Origin of the sequence: Mycolicibacterium iranicum, assembly GCF_002101705.1 — a bacterium.
Lineage (GTDB): Bacteria > Actinomycetota > Actinomycetes > Mycobacteriales > Mycobacteriaceae > Mycobacterium > Mycobacterium iranicum.
On the sequence record NZ_LQPC01000023.1, the window covers coordinates 1 to 17,768 of the forward strand.

At 65.2% G+C, this 17,768-nt stretch carries 8 protein-coding genes and 1 pseudogene; 3 read left to right on the forward strand and 6 right to left on the reverse strand.

Features of this window, described 5'->3' with window-relative positions; genetic code table 11:
* Positions 1–455, forward strand: a pseudogene (locus AWC12_RS07435) (transglycosylase family protein); the annotation flags it as partial.
* A 7-nt stretch (positions 456–462) separates the two neighbouring features.
* Here the strand turns inward: AWC12_RS07435 and AWC12_RS07440 are convergent.
* The 4 genes from AWC12_RS07440 to AWC12_RS07455 are packed head-to-tail and all read right to left on the reverse strand — an operon-like array spanning position 463 to position 2,031.
* A complete protein-coding gene (locus AWC12_RS07440; RefSeq protein ID WP_085173322.1) occupies positions 463–888 on the reverse strand; it encodes a molybdenum cofactor biosynthesis protein MoaE in 426 nt (141 codons plus the stop codon).
* Positions 885–1,364, reverse strand: coding sequence for a MogA/MoaB family molybdenum cofactor biosynthesis protein (locus AWC12_RS07445; RefSeq protein WP_085173328.1), 480 nt, complete (start codon positions 1,362–1,364; stop codon positions 885–887). Before AWC12_RS07445 ends, AWC12_RS07440 begins: the two co-directional genes overlap by 4 nt.
* Positions 1,361–1,798 (reverse strand): cyclic pyranopterin monophosphate synthase MoaC, encoded by a 438-nt coding sequence (gene moaC / locus AWC12_RS07450; protein WP_051226593.1) that lies wholly within the window; start codon positions 1,796–1,798, stop codon positions 1,361–1,363. The genes AWC12_RS07445 and moaC overlap by 4 nt, the downstream gene beginning before the upstream one ends.
* Before the next feature lie 47 nt (positions 1,799–1,845).
* Positions 1,846–2,031, reverse strand: coding sequence for a hypothetical protein (locus AWC12_RS07455; RefSeq protein ID WP_024445754.1), 186 nt, complete (start codon positions 2,029–2,031; stop codon positions 1,846–1,848).
* Positions 2,032–2,096: 65 nt separating this feature from the next.
* Between AWC12_RS07455 and AWC12_RS07460 the strand changes: the two genes are divergently transcribed.
* Positions 2,097–4,370, forward strand: a complete 2,274-nt coding sequence (locus AWC12_RS07460; RefSeq protein ID WP_085173324.1) for a helicase-associated domain-containing protein — start codon at positions 2,097–2,099, stop codon at positions 4,368–4,370.
* Here AWC12_RS07460 and AWC12_RS07465 read toward each other — a convergent pair.
* Positions 4,367–9,817 (reverse strand): hypothetical protein, encoded by a 5,451-nt coding sequence (locus AWC12_RS07465; protein WP_133057317.1) that lies wholly within the window; start codon positions 9,815–9,817, stop codon positions 4,367–4,369. The two genes, AWC12_RS07460 and AWC12_RS07465, sit on opposite strands and share 4 nt — an antisense overlap.
* A 564-nt stretch (positions 9,818–10,381) precedes the next feature.
* Between AWC12_RS07465 and AWC12_RS07470 the strand changes: the two genes are divergently transcribed.
* Positions 10,382–12,031 carry a DNA repair helicase XPB gene (locus AWC12_RS07470; RefSeq protein ID WP_024445757.1) on the forward strand — a complete coding sequence of 550 codons (1,650 nt, stop codon included), beginning with the start codon at positions 10,382–10,384 and terminating at the stop codon, positions 12,029–12,031.
* A gap of 1 nt (position 12,032) precedes the next feature.
* On the opposite strand, the gene AWC12_RS31855 is transcribed toward AWC12_RS07470, so the two are convergent.
* On the reverse strand, positions 12,033–17,750 hold the full coding sequence (locus AWC12_RS31855; protein ID WP_207576392.1) for a beta strand repeat-containing protein: 5,718 nt from the start codon (positions 17,748–17,750) through the stop codon (positions 12,033–12,035).
* Positions 17,751–17,768 lie beyond the last annotated feature (18 nt).

The window sequence follows — 17,768 nt, forward strand, 5'->3', positions numbered from 1 at the left end:
CCCCCGCGCCGGCCGTCGCCGCGCCCGCCCCCGATCCGTTGGCGCCCCTGGCGAACGTTCCCGTGCCGGCCCCGGCCTACGACATCGCGAATCAGGCCATCTCCGGAGAGCTTCCGGTGCCGACTGAGATTCCGCACCTCGCCAGCCCCGAGAATCTTCCTCCCGGCGCCGCTCTGGCTCCCCAGGGTCCACAGGAAAGTGCAAACGTCACGTACCTCAAGGAGATCTGGCACGCGATCCGCACCCAGGAGATCTCAGGTTCCGACGCTCTGCTGGCGCTGACGCAGCGCCCGCTGACGGCGACCGGTGGTGGGCCGGCGCCGATGGCTCCGGTCGGTCCCGCCCCGGTTCCCGGGGCCCCTACTCCTGGCGCTCCGGCTCCGCTGGCAGCCCCGGCTCCGCTTCCGGCGCCGGGCCCCCTGGCCGCTCCGGCTCCGGTGCTGCCTCCCGCCTGACAGGTCGCTACGCGGAGTTGACCCATTCGTCGGTGCCGTCGGCGAAGAACTGATGCTTCCAGATCGGTAGCCGCTCCTTGACGCGGTCGACCAGCCGGGCGCAGGTCTCGAACGCTGCGCCGCGGTGGTCGGCCGCGACCGCTGCGACCAGCGCGGCATCGCCAATGTGCAGGACGCCGACCCGGTGACTGACGGCGATCGCACGGATGCCGTGAGATTCTGCTGCGACTTCGGCGACGACCTCGGCCAGCGTCTGCTCCGCCGTCGGGTGCGAGGAGTACTCCAGCCGCGTCACCGTCCGGCCGCCATCGTGGTCACGCACGACCCCGGCGAACGCAACGACCGCTCCGGCCGACTCGTGGGCGACCAGTTTCTCGTGATCGGTCGGATCGATGGGCTGGTCGGTCAGTGCGGCGCGCACGACGAGTGTCATCGCGAGTGGTCCTTGCCTTGCAGTTGATCGAGTGCGTGCACGAGGACGTCGGCGAGCACGCCGAGGCCGTCCTTCACGCCGCCGAGCGAGCCGGGAAGGTTCACGACGAGGGTCCGGCCCGCGACCCCGCAAACTCCCCGCGACAGCACCGATGTCGGCACATGAGGCAGACCGGAACGTCTGATGGCATCAGCCAGACCGGGGATCTCATAGTCGAGCGCTGCGGCGGTGATCTGGGGGGTCGCATCGGTGGGCGAGATGCCGGTGCCGCCTGAGGTGAGGATGACGTTCGGGCTCTCGCGCAGCGCCGTTCTCAAAGCGGCGGCGACCGGATCACCGTCGCCGACGACGACCGGCGCCGGGGTGTCGATGCCGCGGCCGTTGAGCCAGTCGACGAGGACGGGCCCGCACTTGTCCTCGTAGACGCCGCTGGAGGCGCGGGTGGACGCGATGATGACGACGCCCGAACGGGTCACCGCGTCCACGTCCCGGTCTTGCCGCCCTCCTTGTGGACGACACGGATGTCGTCGATGCTGGCGGCCCGGTCGACGGCCTTGATCATGTCGTAGATCGTCAGCGCGGCGACGCTGACGGCGGTGAGTGCCTCCATCTCGACACCGGTGCGGTCGGTGGTGCGCACGGTCGCGACGATGTCGACGGCACCGGGATCCTCGTCACCGCCGACGATGAAGTCGATGTCGACGCCAGTGACGGCCAGCGGATGGCAGAGCGGAATGAGGTCGCTCGTCCGCTTGGCGGCCATGATGCCTGCAATGCGCGCGGTGGCCAGGGCATCTCCCTTGGGGAGCCCGTTCGCGGTGATCATCGCGATGACGTCGGGGCCGGTGCGCACGGTGCCTTTGGCGGTCGCCACTCGCTTGGTGGCGTCCTTGGCGGTGACGTCGACCATGTGGGCCGCGCCGGTCTCGTCGAGATGCGAGAGGCGGTCGGGCACCGCTACTTGTTTACGACGGTGACAGCTTGGATGAACGGAAGTTCTTCGGCAGGCAGCGGGAACGTGACGTCGCCGAACGGGGACAGCGCCCCGGTGCGGTCGGCGGCCAGTTCACTGACCGCATGGTCGTCGGCATCGGTCGTCGGCCAACCCGGGTCGACGTATCGGTTCTTCTTGTCATCAGCCACGCAGACATTGTGGCAGGCCGATCGCCGACTGGCGAGGTCGGGAGGCTCCTTTACGCTGGTCAGCAATGAGCTCGAGAGCGAAGGCACCAGGTGTGCCGTTGGCCGCCTGGCTGGCCGACTCCGATGACGAGCAGCTGATCCGGCTGCTGCGTCTGCGGCCCGACCTCACCCAGCCACCGCCCGGCAGCATCGCCGCCCTGGCCGCGCGCGCCGGTGCGCGCCAATCCGTGAAGGCGGCCACCGATGACCTCGACTTTCTGCACCTGGCGGTACTCGACGGTCTGCTGACGCTGCACGCCGAGACGACCACCGCCACGTTCGCCGAGTTGACGGACGCATTGGGCGAGCGCGCCGAAGGCGTTGATGTGAGAGGTGCGGTCGACGACCTCTGCGTGCGAGCTCTGGTTTGGGGCGACGTGACCGGCGCGGGCGCCCTTCGCGTCGCTGCTGAGGTCGCGTCGAGTCTGCCCTGGTATCCGGGGCAGGCCACCGTCGAAAGCACGGCGCTGTCGAGCGACGATGTCACGCAGGCGCTGGAGGGTCTCGACGACGCGGCCCGCGATCTGCTGGACAAGCTGCTCGAAGGGTCGCCGGTCGGTCGGACGCGCGACGCGTCGCCGAACACCCCGCCCGAGCGGCCGGTGCCGCGGCTGCTCGCCGCCGGCCTGTTGCGCAGGATCGACGACGACACGGTTATCCTGCCGCGCCTCGTCGGTCAGGTGCTGCGCGGGGAGACCCCGGGACCGGTGAGCCTTTCGAAGCCCGATCCGACGGTGACGACGACGAAGGCCGCCGACGTCGACGCTGTCGCGGCGGGTGCCGCGATCGACCTCCTGCGCGAAGTCGAGGTTGTTCTCGAAAACCTCAGTGATGCACCGGTTCCCGAGCTTCGCAGCGGCGGGCTCGGCATCCGCGAGGTGAAGCGGCTGACCAAGGTCACCGGGATCCAGGAACGCCGCCTCGGCCTGATCCTGGAGGTCGCGGCCGCTTCCGGGCTGATCGCGCCCGGCATTCCGGATCCGGACCCGTCGGATACGGCGGCGTCGGCGTGGGCGCCGACGGTCAACGCCGACCGGTTCATCGAATCGCCGTCGGCGGCTAAATGGCACCTGCTGGTAACGGCATGGCTCGACCTGCCAGGCCGTCCCAGCCTGGTGGGCAGCCGTGGCCCCGACGGCAAACCCTATGCCGCGCTGTCTGATTCGCTGTTCTCGACGGCGGCACCGCTGGACCGCAGGCTTTTGCTCGACACGTTGGCGGAACTGCCGCCCGGCGCAGGCGTAGACGCCGATAGCGCATCGGCGGCCATGGTGTGGAACCGGCCGCGGTGGGCGGTACGGCTGCAGCGTGCACCGGTGGCCGACCTGCTGACCGAGGCTCACGCGATGGGCGCCGTCGGACGTGGCGCCATCGCCACCCCGATCCGGCGTCTGCTCGCCGGCGAAGCGGACGATGTCGTCATCGCCGCCATGCAGAAAGCGCTCCCCGCCCCAATCGACCACTTCCTGCTCCAGGCCGATCTAACGGTGATCGTCCCGGGGCCGCTCGAACGCGCGCTAGCCGAGCAGCTCGCGGCCGTCGCCAATGTTGAGTCGGCGGGGGCAGCGATGGTGTACCGCATCGACGAGTCGTCGGTCCGGCGCGCCCTCGATACCGGCAAGACGGCGGGCGAGCTACACGCGTTGTTCAATCAACACTCGAAAACCCCTGTGCCGCAAGCACTCACCTACCTCATCGACGACGTAGCGAGACGCCACGGGCAGCTGCGGGTCGGTATGGCGTCGTCGTTCGTGCGATGTGAAGACGCGGCCCTGCTGGCCCAGGCAGTCGCCGCACCTGCGACGGAGGCGGTCGAGCTGCGTTTGCTCGCACCCACCGTTGCGGTATCGCAGGCGCCGATTTCGGAGGTCCTCGCCGCGTTACGTGCCGCCGGGTTTGCCCCGGCCGCCGAAGATGCGACGGGCGCCATCGTCGATCTGCGGATGCGAGGAGCCCGCGTGCCTGTGCCGGGACGTCGTCGCGGATATCGCCACAACCCGGTGCCGACAGATCAGACACTGGCCGCGATTATTGCCGTCCTTCGCAAGGTCGCCTCGGCACCGTCATCCGGGCTGCGCCTCGATCCCGCGGTGGCGATCACGGAGCTGCAGCAGGCCGCCCACCATCAGGAGTCGGTCGTCATCGGCTACGTCGACCCGGCCGGGGTGGCCACTCAGCGGGTGGTGTCGCCGATCAATGTGCGCGGTGGACAGCTGACGGCCTACGATCCGGCGTCGGGCCGGGTGCGCGAATTCGCCATCCACCGTGTCACATCGGTGGTTTCGGCCGACGGCGCTTAGAACAGGTTGACGCTCACCGCCACCGTCGAAGTCGCACCCGTCGAACCCAATTCGTCAGTCAGCGTGACGGACACCGTCCTGCCCGTCGGAGCGCCGAACAAGCCGCCGCCGTCGACAACCTTCAAGGTGACGGACTCGAGCGCGGCCTTGTAGGCGGCCTTGGTCGCACTACCGACCAACGTCAGCACACCGCTTGTGTTGGACTGCATCGTGATTCCGTTCGCGGCCGTGAACGCAAGTACATCGCTCGCAATGTGCGAACCGCCGCCAGTCCTTACCATCACGACCGCCTTCGACATGAGTGTCGAGTCGGGGTCGTTGATGGTGGCTTCTCCGATGACCGTTCTTGCGGCGCCGTCCAGAATAACAGTGCTGCTGGGGCCGAACAGCTGAATCAAATCGGTACCACTCAGACCTACGGTCGGGGCCACGGGGTTGGACACAGCTATCGAAGCCGTCGCCGTCGCTGTCGACGTGGTGTCATCGGGACTCGTCACCGTCACGGTAAGCGTGCGGGTCGTCGTATTCGTCGTCGCGGCGAACGTGATCGACTGCAGTGCGGCCTGATAATTGGCGGCCGAAGCGCTTCCGGTCAGCGACATCACCCCGTTGCTGAACGTGCCGGTGATGCCCCACGCGTTGGAGTTGTTGAAAGCCAGGACATCCGAGCCAACCACCGTCGAGCCGGCCTTGACGGTCACCGATGCGCCGGACAGCAGCGGCGAGTCCGGATCACCGACTGTCACACCAGGCAGAGCGATCAGCGGGCTCGACTTGGTCAGGTAGAACGTTGGTGTCATGCCGGACGGGCTTACCGTCGGCGTGACGGTGGTGCCGACCTTGACCGTGCGAGACGCCTCGCTACTCGCCACGCTCTGATCGTCGGCTCCGGTGACGGTAATCGTCAGTCTCCTGTCGGCCGTGTCAGCGGTGGTGCTGAACGTGATCGACATCAACGCCAACTGATAGTTGGTCACCGACGCGGTTCCGGTCAGGGCCAGCACCCCGCCGCTGTAGCTACCGGTGATGCCCCAGGCGTTGGAGTTGTTGAAGCCCAACACATCACCTGCGACGACGCTTGGAAAGAACTCGTCGGTCTTGACAGACACCTTGGCTCCGGCGACCTCGGTCGAGTCCGAATCCTTGATCGTCACCGACGGCAGTGCCACCACGCCAGCCCTGCCGATCAAGTAGGTCGGGGTCGAGCCCGACACCGACACCGTCGCTGGCGCAGGGTTGTCCACCTTGACCGAACGTGACACCTCGTCGCTGGTCCGGTTGATCTCGTCGGTGACCGTTATCGTGACTGCCCGGTCAACAAACGCGCCGAAAACACCTCCGCCCTCCGTCGCGCTGAAGGTGATCGATTCCAGCGCAGTCTTGTACTGAGCCAGAGTCGCCGTACCTGTGAGAGTCAGCACGCCATTCATGTTGGACGCGATCGAAATACCGTTCTGATTCGTGAAGCCCAACGCATCACCGGATACGAAGCTGGACGGAATCCCCAGGATCGTCCCCACAACTGTCACCCTCGCGCCCGAGAGCGTCGCCGAATCCGAATCGCCGATCGCCACCGCCGGCAGCAACTTCACCCCGGACCTGCCGAACAGGTAGGTCGGTGTAGCCCCCGACACCGATAGTGTCGGTGGCGCCGGGAAGGCCACCTTGACCGTCGCCGACGCGGTGTCGCTGGCCTGGTTCAGATCGTCGGTTGCCGTCACCGCGACCGTCAGGACGCGGTCGGTGGTGTTCTGCGTGGCGCTGAAGGTGACCGACTGCAGGGCGGACGTGTAGTTCGCCAGCGAGGCGTTGCCGGTGAGCGTCAACACGCCATTGCTGTAGCCCCCCGAGATGCCCCACGGGTTGGTGTTGTTGAAGCCCAGCACATCTCCCCCGACGACGGTGGAGAAAATGCCGTCGTCCGTCTTGACTGTCACGATGGCCTTCGACAGCGTCGACGAATCCGAATCGCTCATGGTCACGGTCGGTAAAGCCGTCACTATCGACTTGCCGATGACGAACGTCGGTACCGGGCCCGAGACGGACACCGTGGGCAGCACGGGGTTGGCGATGTTAACTGCGCGCGAGACCTCATTGCTGGTCGCCGTGCTGTCATCGGTGACGGTGACGGTGAATGTACGGTCGAGCAGTGCGCCGAACAAGCCGCCTGGGCTGGTGGCGCTGAACGTGATCGACTCCAGCGCCGCCTTGTAGTGCGCCACCGTCGCATTGCCGGTCAGCGTCAGCACCCCGGCGGAATTCGAGACTATCGAAATTCCGTTCTGGCTTGCGAAATTGAATGTGTCACCGGCGATGTGCACAGGGATGAGAGCTGGCGCCGCCGTCACCTTCACCTTGGCACCGGTCAGCACGTTCGAATCCGAGTCGGTGATGGTCACTGTCGGCAGCACCGCCGCGCCGGTTTTGCCGAGCACCACCGTCTGCGGCCCCCCGGACAACGACACCGTCGGAGCAACCGATCTCACGACGTTCACTGACGCCGAGAACGAATCACTGGTCAGATTGGTCTCATCGGTGACGGTAAGCGTGATGGTACGGCCGACGGTACCGCTGATCAGCCCGTCGATGACCTGGGTGGCTGTGAAGGTAACCGACTGCAGCGCAGTCGTGTAATTGGCCAGTGATGCGGTACCGGTCAAGGTGAGCACACCGGTGTTGGTGTTGTAGGAGCCTGTGATGCCGTTCTGATCGCTGAAATTCAGCTTGTCACCCGAGACGACGTCCGAGAACAGGAAGTCGTCCTTGCGGACCGTTACGGTCGCCTTTGTCAGGGTCATCGACTCCGAGTCGGCGATGGTCACCGTCGGCAGCACAACGACACCGGCCTTTCCTACGGTGTACGTCGGGGTTGCACCGGAGACCGACACCGACGGCGCGGTCGGCCGGACCACCCTCGCGGTGCCCGTTTTGGCATCACTGGTCAGACCGAGTTCATCGGTGACCGTGACGGTCAATTTCCGGGACACCGTTCCGCCGAGGAGGCCGTCGATGACCTGAGTCGCAGAGAAGGTGATCGACTCCAGCGCCGCCTTGTACTGCGCCACCGTTGCGTCACCGGCCAGCGTCAGCACGCCGTTGGTATTGGAGACGATCGAGATACCGTTCTGGTTGGTGAAATTCAATGTGTCGCCGGAGACATAGTCCGGGAACAACAAGTCGTCCTTCCGGACGGTGACTTTCGCACCTGACAGCATCGGTGAATCCGAATCGCTGATCGTCACCGACGGCAACGCGACGACATGCGAGTAGCCAAGCACGAATGTCGTTGTGCCCGAGAGCGAAACGGATGGCGTCACCGGATTTGCGACCTTCACCGACGCCAGCGCCTCATCGCTAGTACGGCTGATCTCGTCGGTGACACTGACTACGATCGTCCTGTCCGACAGCGCGCCGAGGAGACCGCCACCCTGGGTGGCGCTGAACGTCACGGCTTCGAGCGCCGCCTCGTACTGGGCCAGCGTCGCATTGCCGGACAGTGTCAGCACACCGGTACCGGTGTTGTAGCTCCCTAAGATACCGTTGCCGTTGGCGAAGTTGAGTTTGTCACCCGAGACGAACGTGCCCAACAGGCCACTGGCCCTCACTGTCACCGTGGCTCCGGACAGGGTGGTCGAGTCCGAATCGGTGATGATCACCGACGGCAGCGCGGACACGGCCGGCTTGCCCAGGATGAAGGTCGGGTACGACGGAGAGCCTGACAGTGTCACTGTTGGCGCTGCACTCGGCGCCGCCTTGGCGACGGCCAGTGACGCCCTGCCGGGGAACAGACTGTTCGAGGCGCCGGTGTCATCGCTGACAACTATCGACAGCGTGCGACCCACGAAGCCGAGGCCGAGGAAGCGCTCGACCACCTGCGTAGCGGTGAAGGTCACTGACTCCAGCGCTACTTCATAAGCCGCTTTGGTTGCGCGTCCGGACAGCGTCAACACGCCGGTGCTCTCGTCGTAGACCCCGGTGATGTCGGCGGTATCGGTGAAGCTCAGCTTGTCGCCGGCGATGAACTTCGAGAACAACAGGTCGTCGGTCTTAACGGACACGATCGCCCCGGTGACGTAATCGGAGTCGATGTCATTTATGGACACCGACGTAATCGGCGCGATCCCCGACGAACCGAGCCGGTACGTCTTCCCGCCCGAAGCGGTGACCAGCGGCGGCAGCCCCAGCTCGATGTCGCCGGCGCCAACTGTGAATGTGATCTCCTTCGTTTCGACCGTGTCGGCCTTGGCCAAGCCCAACCACCTGGCGACGTTCTCCAGGAAGGACTGGATGGTGCCGTACACGCCCGTGAGGTGCTCGGAATCGTCACGGACCCTGAACTTCAACGTCTCGGTGTAAGGGCCGCCTAGCAGCTCCAGTGGGTTCGGAACGTAGGTGAACGTGCCCGCTATCAATCCGGGGACCAGGACGCCCTTCGAGGGCCCGGTGACAACCTCGTAGGTGAGCGGATCGCCGTTGGGGTCGGTGGCGTTGATGGTGATCGTCCTGGTTCCGAGAAATTCCGACGTGGTCACCTCGCTGATCACCGGGGTTTTGTTGAAGAAGGTGTGGTTGATCAGGCGCCGCACCCAGGCCAGCAGGGTGTCGGTCAAGGCCGACTGAATCGGGTTTCCAGTGTTCAGCAGGGGCGAGACGACGTTCGACACCGCCATCCTGATGACCTCGGGTACCTCGACGCTCTCTTCCAGTGGCACGAGGACGGCTACTTCCACCGCCTCCGGCGGTATGGACCCTTCCGGTTCCGTCGGCTCCACCGCGGGTGCGATCGATGCGGGCGGCTCCGCCACGGAGGTGTCGACTGTCGCCGGCGGCGGAGTCTCGTCCTGCGGTCCGGTTGGGATGTCGTCGTGGTCGCCCGTCTTGTCGGAGCCCGATACCCCGAGTGGCGTATCGGGGCTGCCGGAGCCTACCTGCGGCTCGTGGGCGTCGCTATCCACGATCTCCGCGTCGAGTTTCTGCTCGTCTTCGTCACCTGGCCCAATACCATCCGGCTCTGCGCCCGTGTTCTCGTCTACGTCGGCAGTAACGTCATCGTCGTCCTCGCCGCCGGCGTTGTCTGTTTCGCCGTCGCCGTTCTCGTAGCCCTCTTTGTTTTCGGCACTTCGTTCGGCCTCGCCGTTGTCGTCGTTGTCAGAAGCTTGCGGCTGTCCACCATTCGACCCATCTGCGCCAGTGGACGAGGAGCCGGTTTCGGCAGCGAAGGCAACACCAGTGGCTGAGGTGTATAGAGCGAAACCGATGCCGAGAGAGACTGCGAGCGCACCCACCCGACCAACGCAGAGGTGCCGGTTGGAAGCCTGCTGCATGTGCCGCGGCGAACCGGTCGGCTGGGCGAGGTCGAGGAGTTCCTTCGCCGCCCAGAACCTGTTCACGGTGGGGGCGCCCGATTCGTCGCGAGCGATCCGATGACGAGCCTGGTTTGCGCTCACGTAAAAGCCTCCGTTGCCTAGTTGGTCCGCCCCGCATGCCCCCACCGGGCTCACACGAGAAGTCGGCGCATGGGAGTGCCGTGACGCCGGTAGGCGACGTGCCACCTCATGATCCGTACGCGATCCGACAAAACGCTTGCCGGTAGCGGGCGATCGAGGCTCGACGCCATCGCGTTACACAACACATCGGGGAGATTAGAGCAAAATTGTCGTCGATGTCACCGACATCAGAAGATTATTCAACTAGGGAACGACTGATTTGCTCTAAAAGGGTCAATATGGTGCGACAACGGGCGCAACGGGCAATTCCGAGGTTGGAGTATTTTCGTTCTTCGGATGGAGTTAGCTCACGGTTGAACCGGTTCTTCGCAATGCCACGGCAGGTTCGACACCTTCACGGCGACCCAGTCGCAGAGATTGGCTCTTGGGTTAGCCGTCCCATTGGCACGGCAACTGAGACGCCATATCCGAGCGTCCGCATGAACTCGTGACACAGCTGCAGGTCTGAGCAGTCTGGATAATGGACAAACGTGACTTCTAGCCAACTCCTCAGCGAGCCGACCGGTGACTGACGGCCCTTTGATCGTTCAGTCCGACAAGACGGTGCTGCTCGAAGTCGACCACGAGCAGGCTGGTGCCGCTCGCGCGGCGATTGCTCCGTTCGCCGAGCTGGAGCGCGCGCCCGAGCACGTGCACACCTACCGGATCACCCCCCTCGCGCTGTGGAACGCGCGGGCAGCCGGACACGACGCCGAGCAGGTCGTGGACGCACTCGTCTCGTTCTCCCGCTATGCCGTCCCCCAGCCCCTGCTGGTCGACATCGTCGACACCATGGCCCGCTATGGGCGCCTGCAGCTGGTCAAGCACCCCGCGCACGGCCTGACGCTGGTCAGCTTCGACCGCGCCGTGCTCGAGGAGGTGTTGCGCAACAAGAAGATCAGCCCGATGCTCGGGGCCCGGATCGATGACGACACAGTGATCGTGCACAACAGCGAACGCGGCCGCGTCAAGCAGATGCTGCTCAAGATCGGCTGGCCGGCCGAGGATCTGGCCGGGTACGTCAACGGCGAAGCGCACCCGATCGATCTCGACCAGGACGGCTGGCACCTGCGTGACTACCAGCAGATGGCCGCCGACTCGTTCTGGGACGGCGGATCAGGGGTTGTGGTGCTGCCGTGCGGCGCCGGTAAGACCCTGGTCGGTGCGGCGGCGATGGCCAAGGCCGGTGCGACGACGTTGATTCTCGTCACCAACACCGTGGCGGGCCGACAGTGGAAAAGGGAGCTGATCGCTCGAACGTCATTGACCGAGAACGAGATCGGCGAGTATTCAGGTGAGCGCAAGGAGATCCGCCCAGTAACCATCGCCACCTATCAGGTCATCACCCGCCGCACCAAGGGCGAGTACAAGCATCTCGAGTTGTTCGACAGCCGCGATTGGGGCCTCATCATTTACGACGAAGTGCACCTGTTGCCTGCGCCGGTGTTCCGGATGACGGCCGACCTCCAGTCGCGGCGCCGACTCGGGCTGACGGCGACGCTGATCCGCGAAGACGGCCGGGAGGGCGACGTGTTCTCGCTGATCGGGCCGAAACGCTACGACGCACCGTGGAAGGACATCGAGGCTCAAGGCTGGATCGCGCCTGCTGAATGCGTGGAAGTGCGCGTCACCATGACCGACAACGAGCGCATGCTGTATGCGACAGCCGAACCGGAGGAGCGCTACAAGCTGTGCGCCACGGCGCATACCAAGATCGCGGTGGTGAAGTCGATCCTGGAACGTCACCCCAACGAACCGACGCTGGTCATCGGCGCCTACCTCGACCAGCTCGACGAGCTGGGCGCCGAGTTGGATGCTCCGGTCATTCAGGGTTCGACGAAAACAGCCGAGCGCGAGGAGCTTTTCGACAAGTTCCGTAGTGGCGAGATCAGGACGCTGGTGGTGTCAAAGGTCGCGAACTTCTCCATCGACCTCCCGGAAGCCAGTGTCGCCGTGCAGGTTTCGGGAACGTTCGGATCGCGCCAGGAGGAGGCCCAGCGTCTGGGCCGTCTGCTGCGTCCGAAAGCAGACGGTGGCGGTGCAGTGTTCTATTCAGTGGTATCCCGAGACAGCTTGGATGCCGAGTACGCCGCTCACCGCCAGCGGTTCCTCGCCGAGCAGGGCTACGGGTACGTCATCAAGGACGCCGACGACCTGCTCGGCCCGGCCATCTAGATCACAGGACCCAATTGATCGTCCCGGTCGTCGGCGTGCTGGTCAGGCCCTGAGCATCTCGAACGGTGATCGAGATATTGCGTAAGCCAAACAGCCCCCAGTTAGCCCTGTTAAAGCGGACCGCCCGAAGCGCAGCCTCATACTCCGCCACGGTCCCGGACCCCGTCAGTGTCAGTACGGAACCATTCCCAGTGACATCTCCGACAATGCTCCCAGTCGAAGCCGTTGGCGTGAACGACAGAGTGTCGCCGCTCTGCGGATTCGTCACCGTGATGACGGATCGATCGAGGAACGAGGAATCGTCGACGATCGAGGCAGTCGAAGCGACCACAGGCAGGCTCAAGAGAATTAATCCGAAGGTGGCGGTCACCACCGGCGCCGAGTTTGCCGTCTGAGTCACGAGAGCCAACGCCCCCGGACTGGTGCTGCCGAGCGAGTCGGTGACGGTGAAGGTGATGGTCTTCACCGACGTCGTCCCGAGTGCTCCCGACGCGAAAGTCACTGAGCGGAGGAGCTGTTGGTAGGTCGCCGTGGAGGCACTGCCGACGAATGTCAGGACCCCGGTTGCGGTATTGAAGTTGCCCATGATTCCTGACGTCGGCGTGAAGGAGAGGATGTCGCCGGGCGTGAAGTTTCCGGTGATCGCCACCGATGCTCCCTGCATCGTCGACGAATCCAGATCCAGCACGGTGAGAAGCGGATTGACTGCCACGGCGGTGTTGCCGGCGGTGTAGATCGGCCCCAGCAGCGTGGTCACCAGTGGTGACAGGTTCACCGGCGCCGCCACCACGGTTACCGCCACAGAACCCGGGAGGCTCGTCGCGTTCTGCAAATCGGTCACGGTGAACGACACGGTCTTGATCGTTGCCAATGCGGACGTACCGGTGGAGATCGTCACAGATCGCAGCAATTCCTGGTAGACACTCACAGCCGCGTCACCGGTGAAGGTCAACGTGCCCGTGGCATCGTCATACGAACCTGAGATCCCTGGCTGTCCACTGAAATCGAGGATGTCGCCCGCCGCGAAGTTCCCGACGATCTTCACTGTTGCGCCTTTGAGCGTGTTGGAGTCGAGTTCCAGCAGCGACAGGTTGCCGTCGATCGTGAGCGGCGTGCCACCCGCGGTATACGAGAGGTTGACGCCCGACGTGACGACGAGCGGGGCAACGTTCAGCGGTGCCGAGACGATCGTCACCGCAACAAGACCCGGACTGCTCACCCTTCCGTCAGCATCGGTCACGACGAAGGAAATGCTCTTGATCGTGGCCAGCGCACCGCTACTTGTCGAATACGTCACCGACCTGAGTACTTGCTGATACTCCGCGAGCGTACCGGCCCCCTCGAAGGTCAGAACGCCGTTGCTGTAGTTTCCGTCGATGTCACCCAGCGTCTGGAACGACAGCGTCTCCCCCACCCCCGCTCCGCCGACAATCGACACCACCGCTCCGGACAACATCGACGAATCAGCGTCGAGTAGAACCAGATTCGAATCCACGGTGGTAGCCGTGCTGCCGGCCGTGTAGTTGACGTTGGCCACAGACGTGACGACGACGGGGGCGGCCAGGATCGGCAGCGACAACACCGTCACTCCCACCGACCCCGCAGTACTGGTCGCCAGAGTGTCATCGGTGACCGTGAACTCGATGACGCGGACGGCCGTCGACGCCGTCGAGTTGGTGGCGAACCTCACCGACCGCAGCAGGTCCTGATACTCGCCGACACTTGCATCCCCCTCGAAGGTGAGAACGCCACCCACGAAGTTCGCCACCACGTCGGGCGGCAGTGTGCCCCAGGACAATGTGTCGCCGGCTTCAGGGTCGACAACCGTCACCGTGGCGCCCGACATGATTCCTGAGTCGCCGTCCAGGAGAATGATTGCCGGATCGACGGTGACGGCGGTTGCACCAGCCGTGTAGGGGACGCTCACGATCGAGGTGAGAACGATCGGCGCAGAAGCGGGCAGCCCGACCACGGTCACGGTGGTGGCCGCCGACAGAGCATTGGTGTTGCCGTCGGCATCAGTCACCGCGAAGGACACCGTGGAAATTCCGGCCGTGCCGGAGGTCAAGGTGATCGATTGCAGGACTTGCTGATACACCGACGCGCTCGCCGCCCCGGTAAAGGTGACCTGCCCGGGCGTCTGGTCATCGGCGCTGATCCCGCCCGAAAGGGCGCCCCACCCCAGAACCCCATCCCCGGTGACCGTGACGACCACCGACTCGATATCGGAGTCCGGATCGGTCAACACCACCACCGGAGACACCGTGATCGGCTGACCCGTGGTGCCCGCGGCCGCCGGAGCGACGATCAGCACCGGCGACACCTCCACCGGACCCAACCCCACCACCGTCACCACCGTGCCCGCCGGCAGCACATTGGTGTTGCCATCCACATCGGTGACGGCGAACTCGACCGACTTCAGGCCAGGAACCGACGACGTCAGCGTGACCGACTGCAGCACTTGCTGGTAGGCGGCCGCCGTGGCCGCGCCCGTGAACGTCACTTGGCCGGGCACCGTGTCATCAGCATCGATGCCGCCGGGCAGGGTTCCCCACCCCAGCACACCATCCCCGGTGACGGTCACCACGACGGTTTCGATATTGGAGTCCGGATCGGTCAACACCACCACCGGGGACACCGTGATCGGCTGCCCGGTCGTGCCCGCGGCCGCCGGCGCCACGATCAGCACCGGGGCAACCTCGACCGGGCCCAGCCCGACCACCGTCACTGCCGTGCCCGCGGGAAGCACATTGGTGTTGCCGTCGGCATCAGTCACCGCGAAGGACACCGTGGAAATCCCCGCCGAGGCTGAGGTCAGCGTGACCGACTGCAACACGTCTTTGTAAGCGGCCGCCGTCGCGGCACCACTGAAGGTGACCTGGCCCGCGACCGTGTCATCAGCATCGATACCAACCGGCAGGGCACCCCAACCCAGCACCCCGTCACCGTCCAACGTGACGACCACCGACTCAATATCGGAGTCCAGATCCGTCAACACCACCACCGGAGACACCGTGATCGGCTGACCCGTGGTGCCCGCGGCGGCCGGGGCCACGATCAGCACCGGCGACACCTCCACCGGACCCAACCCCACCACCGTCACCACCGTGCCCGCCGACAGCACATTGGTGTTGCCATCGGCATCAGTCACCGCAAAGGACACCGTGGAAATCCCCGCCGTGCCGGAGGTCAGCGTGATCGATTGCAGGACTTGCTGATACACCGCCGCGCTCGCCGCACCCGTGAAGGTGACCTGGCCCGCGACCGAATCATCAGCATCGATGCCGCCGGGCAGGGTTCCCCACCCCAGCACCCCGTCCCCGTCCACGGTGACGACCACCGACTCGATATCGGAGTCCGGATCCGTCAACACCACCACCGGAGACACCGTGATCGGCTGACCGGTGGTCCCCGCGGCGGCCGGGGCCACGATCACCACCGGCGCAACCTCCACCGCCCCAAGACCCACCACCGTCACCGCCGTAGCCGCCGACAACACGTTGGAGTTGCCATCAACATCAGTCACCGTGAACGACACCGTCGAGACGCCTGTTGAGGCCGAGGTCAGCGTGAGTGATTGCAGGACTTGCTGATACACCGCCGCGGTGGCCGCACCACTGAACGTGACCTGACCAGCCACCGAGTCATCGGCATCGATCTCGTCGGGCAGGGCCCCCCAACCGAAGACCCCGTCCCCATCGACCGTCACCACCACCGACTCGATATCCGAATCTGGATCGGTCAGCACCACGATCGGGCTGACCGTGATCGGCTGACCCGTGGTGCCCGCGGCGGCCGGGGCCACGATCACCACCGGAGACACCTCCACCGCCCCCAGACCCACCACCGTCACCGCGGTAGCCGCCGGCAACACATTGGTGTTGCCATCAACATCAGTCACTTCAAAGGACACCGTCTGCAGGCCAGGAGCCGCCGACGTCAGCGTGAGTGATTGCAGCAGGTCCTGGTATGCCGCCGCTGTCGCGGCACCACTAAAGGTGACCTGACCAGCCACCGAGTCATCGGCATCAATGCCACCAGAGAGCGTCCAGCCCAGCACCCCGTCCCCGTCGACCGTGACCACCACCGACTCGATCTGCGAGTCGGGATCGGTGAGCACCACAATCGGGCTGACCGTGATCGGCTGACCCGCCAACCCCGCCGCCGCCGGAGCCACCACCAGGATTGGCGACACCTCGACCGGACCCAGACCCACCACCGTCACCGCCGTAGCCGCCGGCAACACGTTGGAGTTGCCATCAACATCAGTCACTTCAAAGGACACCGTCGAGACGCCTGTTGAGGCCGAGGTCAGCGTGAGTGATTGCAGGACTTGCTGATACACCGCCGCGGTGGCCGCACCACTGAACGTGACCTGACCAGCCACCGAATCATCGGCATCAATGCCACCAGAGAGCGTCCAGCCCAGCACCCCGCCACCATCGACCGTCACCACCACCGACTCGATATCGGAGTCCGGATCGGTGAGCACCACAATCGGGCTGACCGTGATCGGCTGACCCGTGGTGCCCGCGGCGGCCGGGGCCACGATCACCACCGGAGACACCTCCACCGCCCCCAGACCCACCACCGTCACGACAGTGGCCGCCGGCAGAACGTTGGAGTTCCCATCCACATCAGTCACCGCAAAGGACACCGACTTCAGACCGGGGACCGAGGAGGTCAGCGTGAGTGATTGCAGCAGGTCCTGGTATGCCGCCGCTGTCGCGGCACCAGAGAAGGTGACCTGACCGGCCACCGAATCATCGGCATCAATGCCACCAGACAGCGTCCAGCCCAGCACCCCGCCACCATCAACAGTCACCACCACCGACTCGATATCGGAATCCGGATCAGTCAGCACCACAATCGGACTGACCGTGACCGGCTGACCGGTCGTCCCCGCGGCGGCCGGGGCCACGATCACCACCGGAGCAACCTCCACCGCCCCAAGACCCACGACAGTGACTGCGGTGGCCGCGGGCAACACGTTGGTGTTGCCATCAACATCAGTCACCGTGAACTCGACGGTGGAGAGCCCGGCTGTCGCGGAGGTCAGCGTGATCGATTGCAGGACTTGCTGATACACCGACTCGCTCGCCGCACCACTGAACGTGACCTGACCAGCCACCGAGTCATCAGCATCAAGGCCACCGGGCAGGGCACCCCAACCGAAGACCCCGTCCCCATCGACCGTCACCACCACCGACTCGATCTGCGAGTCGGGATCGGTGAGCACCACCACCGGAGACACCGTGATCGGCTGACCCGTGGTGCCGGCGGCCGCCGGGGCCACGATCACCACCGGAGACACCTCCACCGCCCCAAGACCCACCACCGTCACCGCGGTAGCCGCCGGCAACACGTTGGAGTTGCCATCCACATCAGTCACTTCAAAGGACACCGTCTGCACCCCAGCCGTCGCCGAGGTGAGTGTGACCGACTGCAGGACTTGCTGATACACCCCCGCACTGGCCGCACCACTGAACGTGACCTGACCGGCCACCGAATCATCGGCATCAATGCCACCGAGCAGGGCACCCCAACCGAAGACCCCGTCCCCGTCGACCGTCACCACCACCGACTCGATATCGGAATCCGGATCAGTGAGCACCACCACCGGGCTGACCGTGATCGGCTGACCCGTGGTGCCCGCGGCCGCCGGGGCCACGATCACCACCGGCGCAACCTCCACCGCCCCAAGACCCACCACCGTCACCGCGGTAGCCGCCGGCCC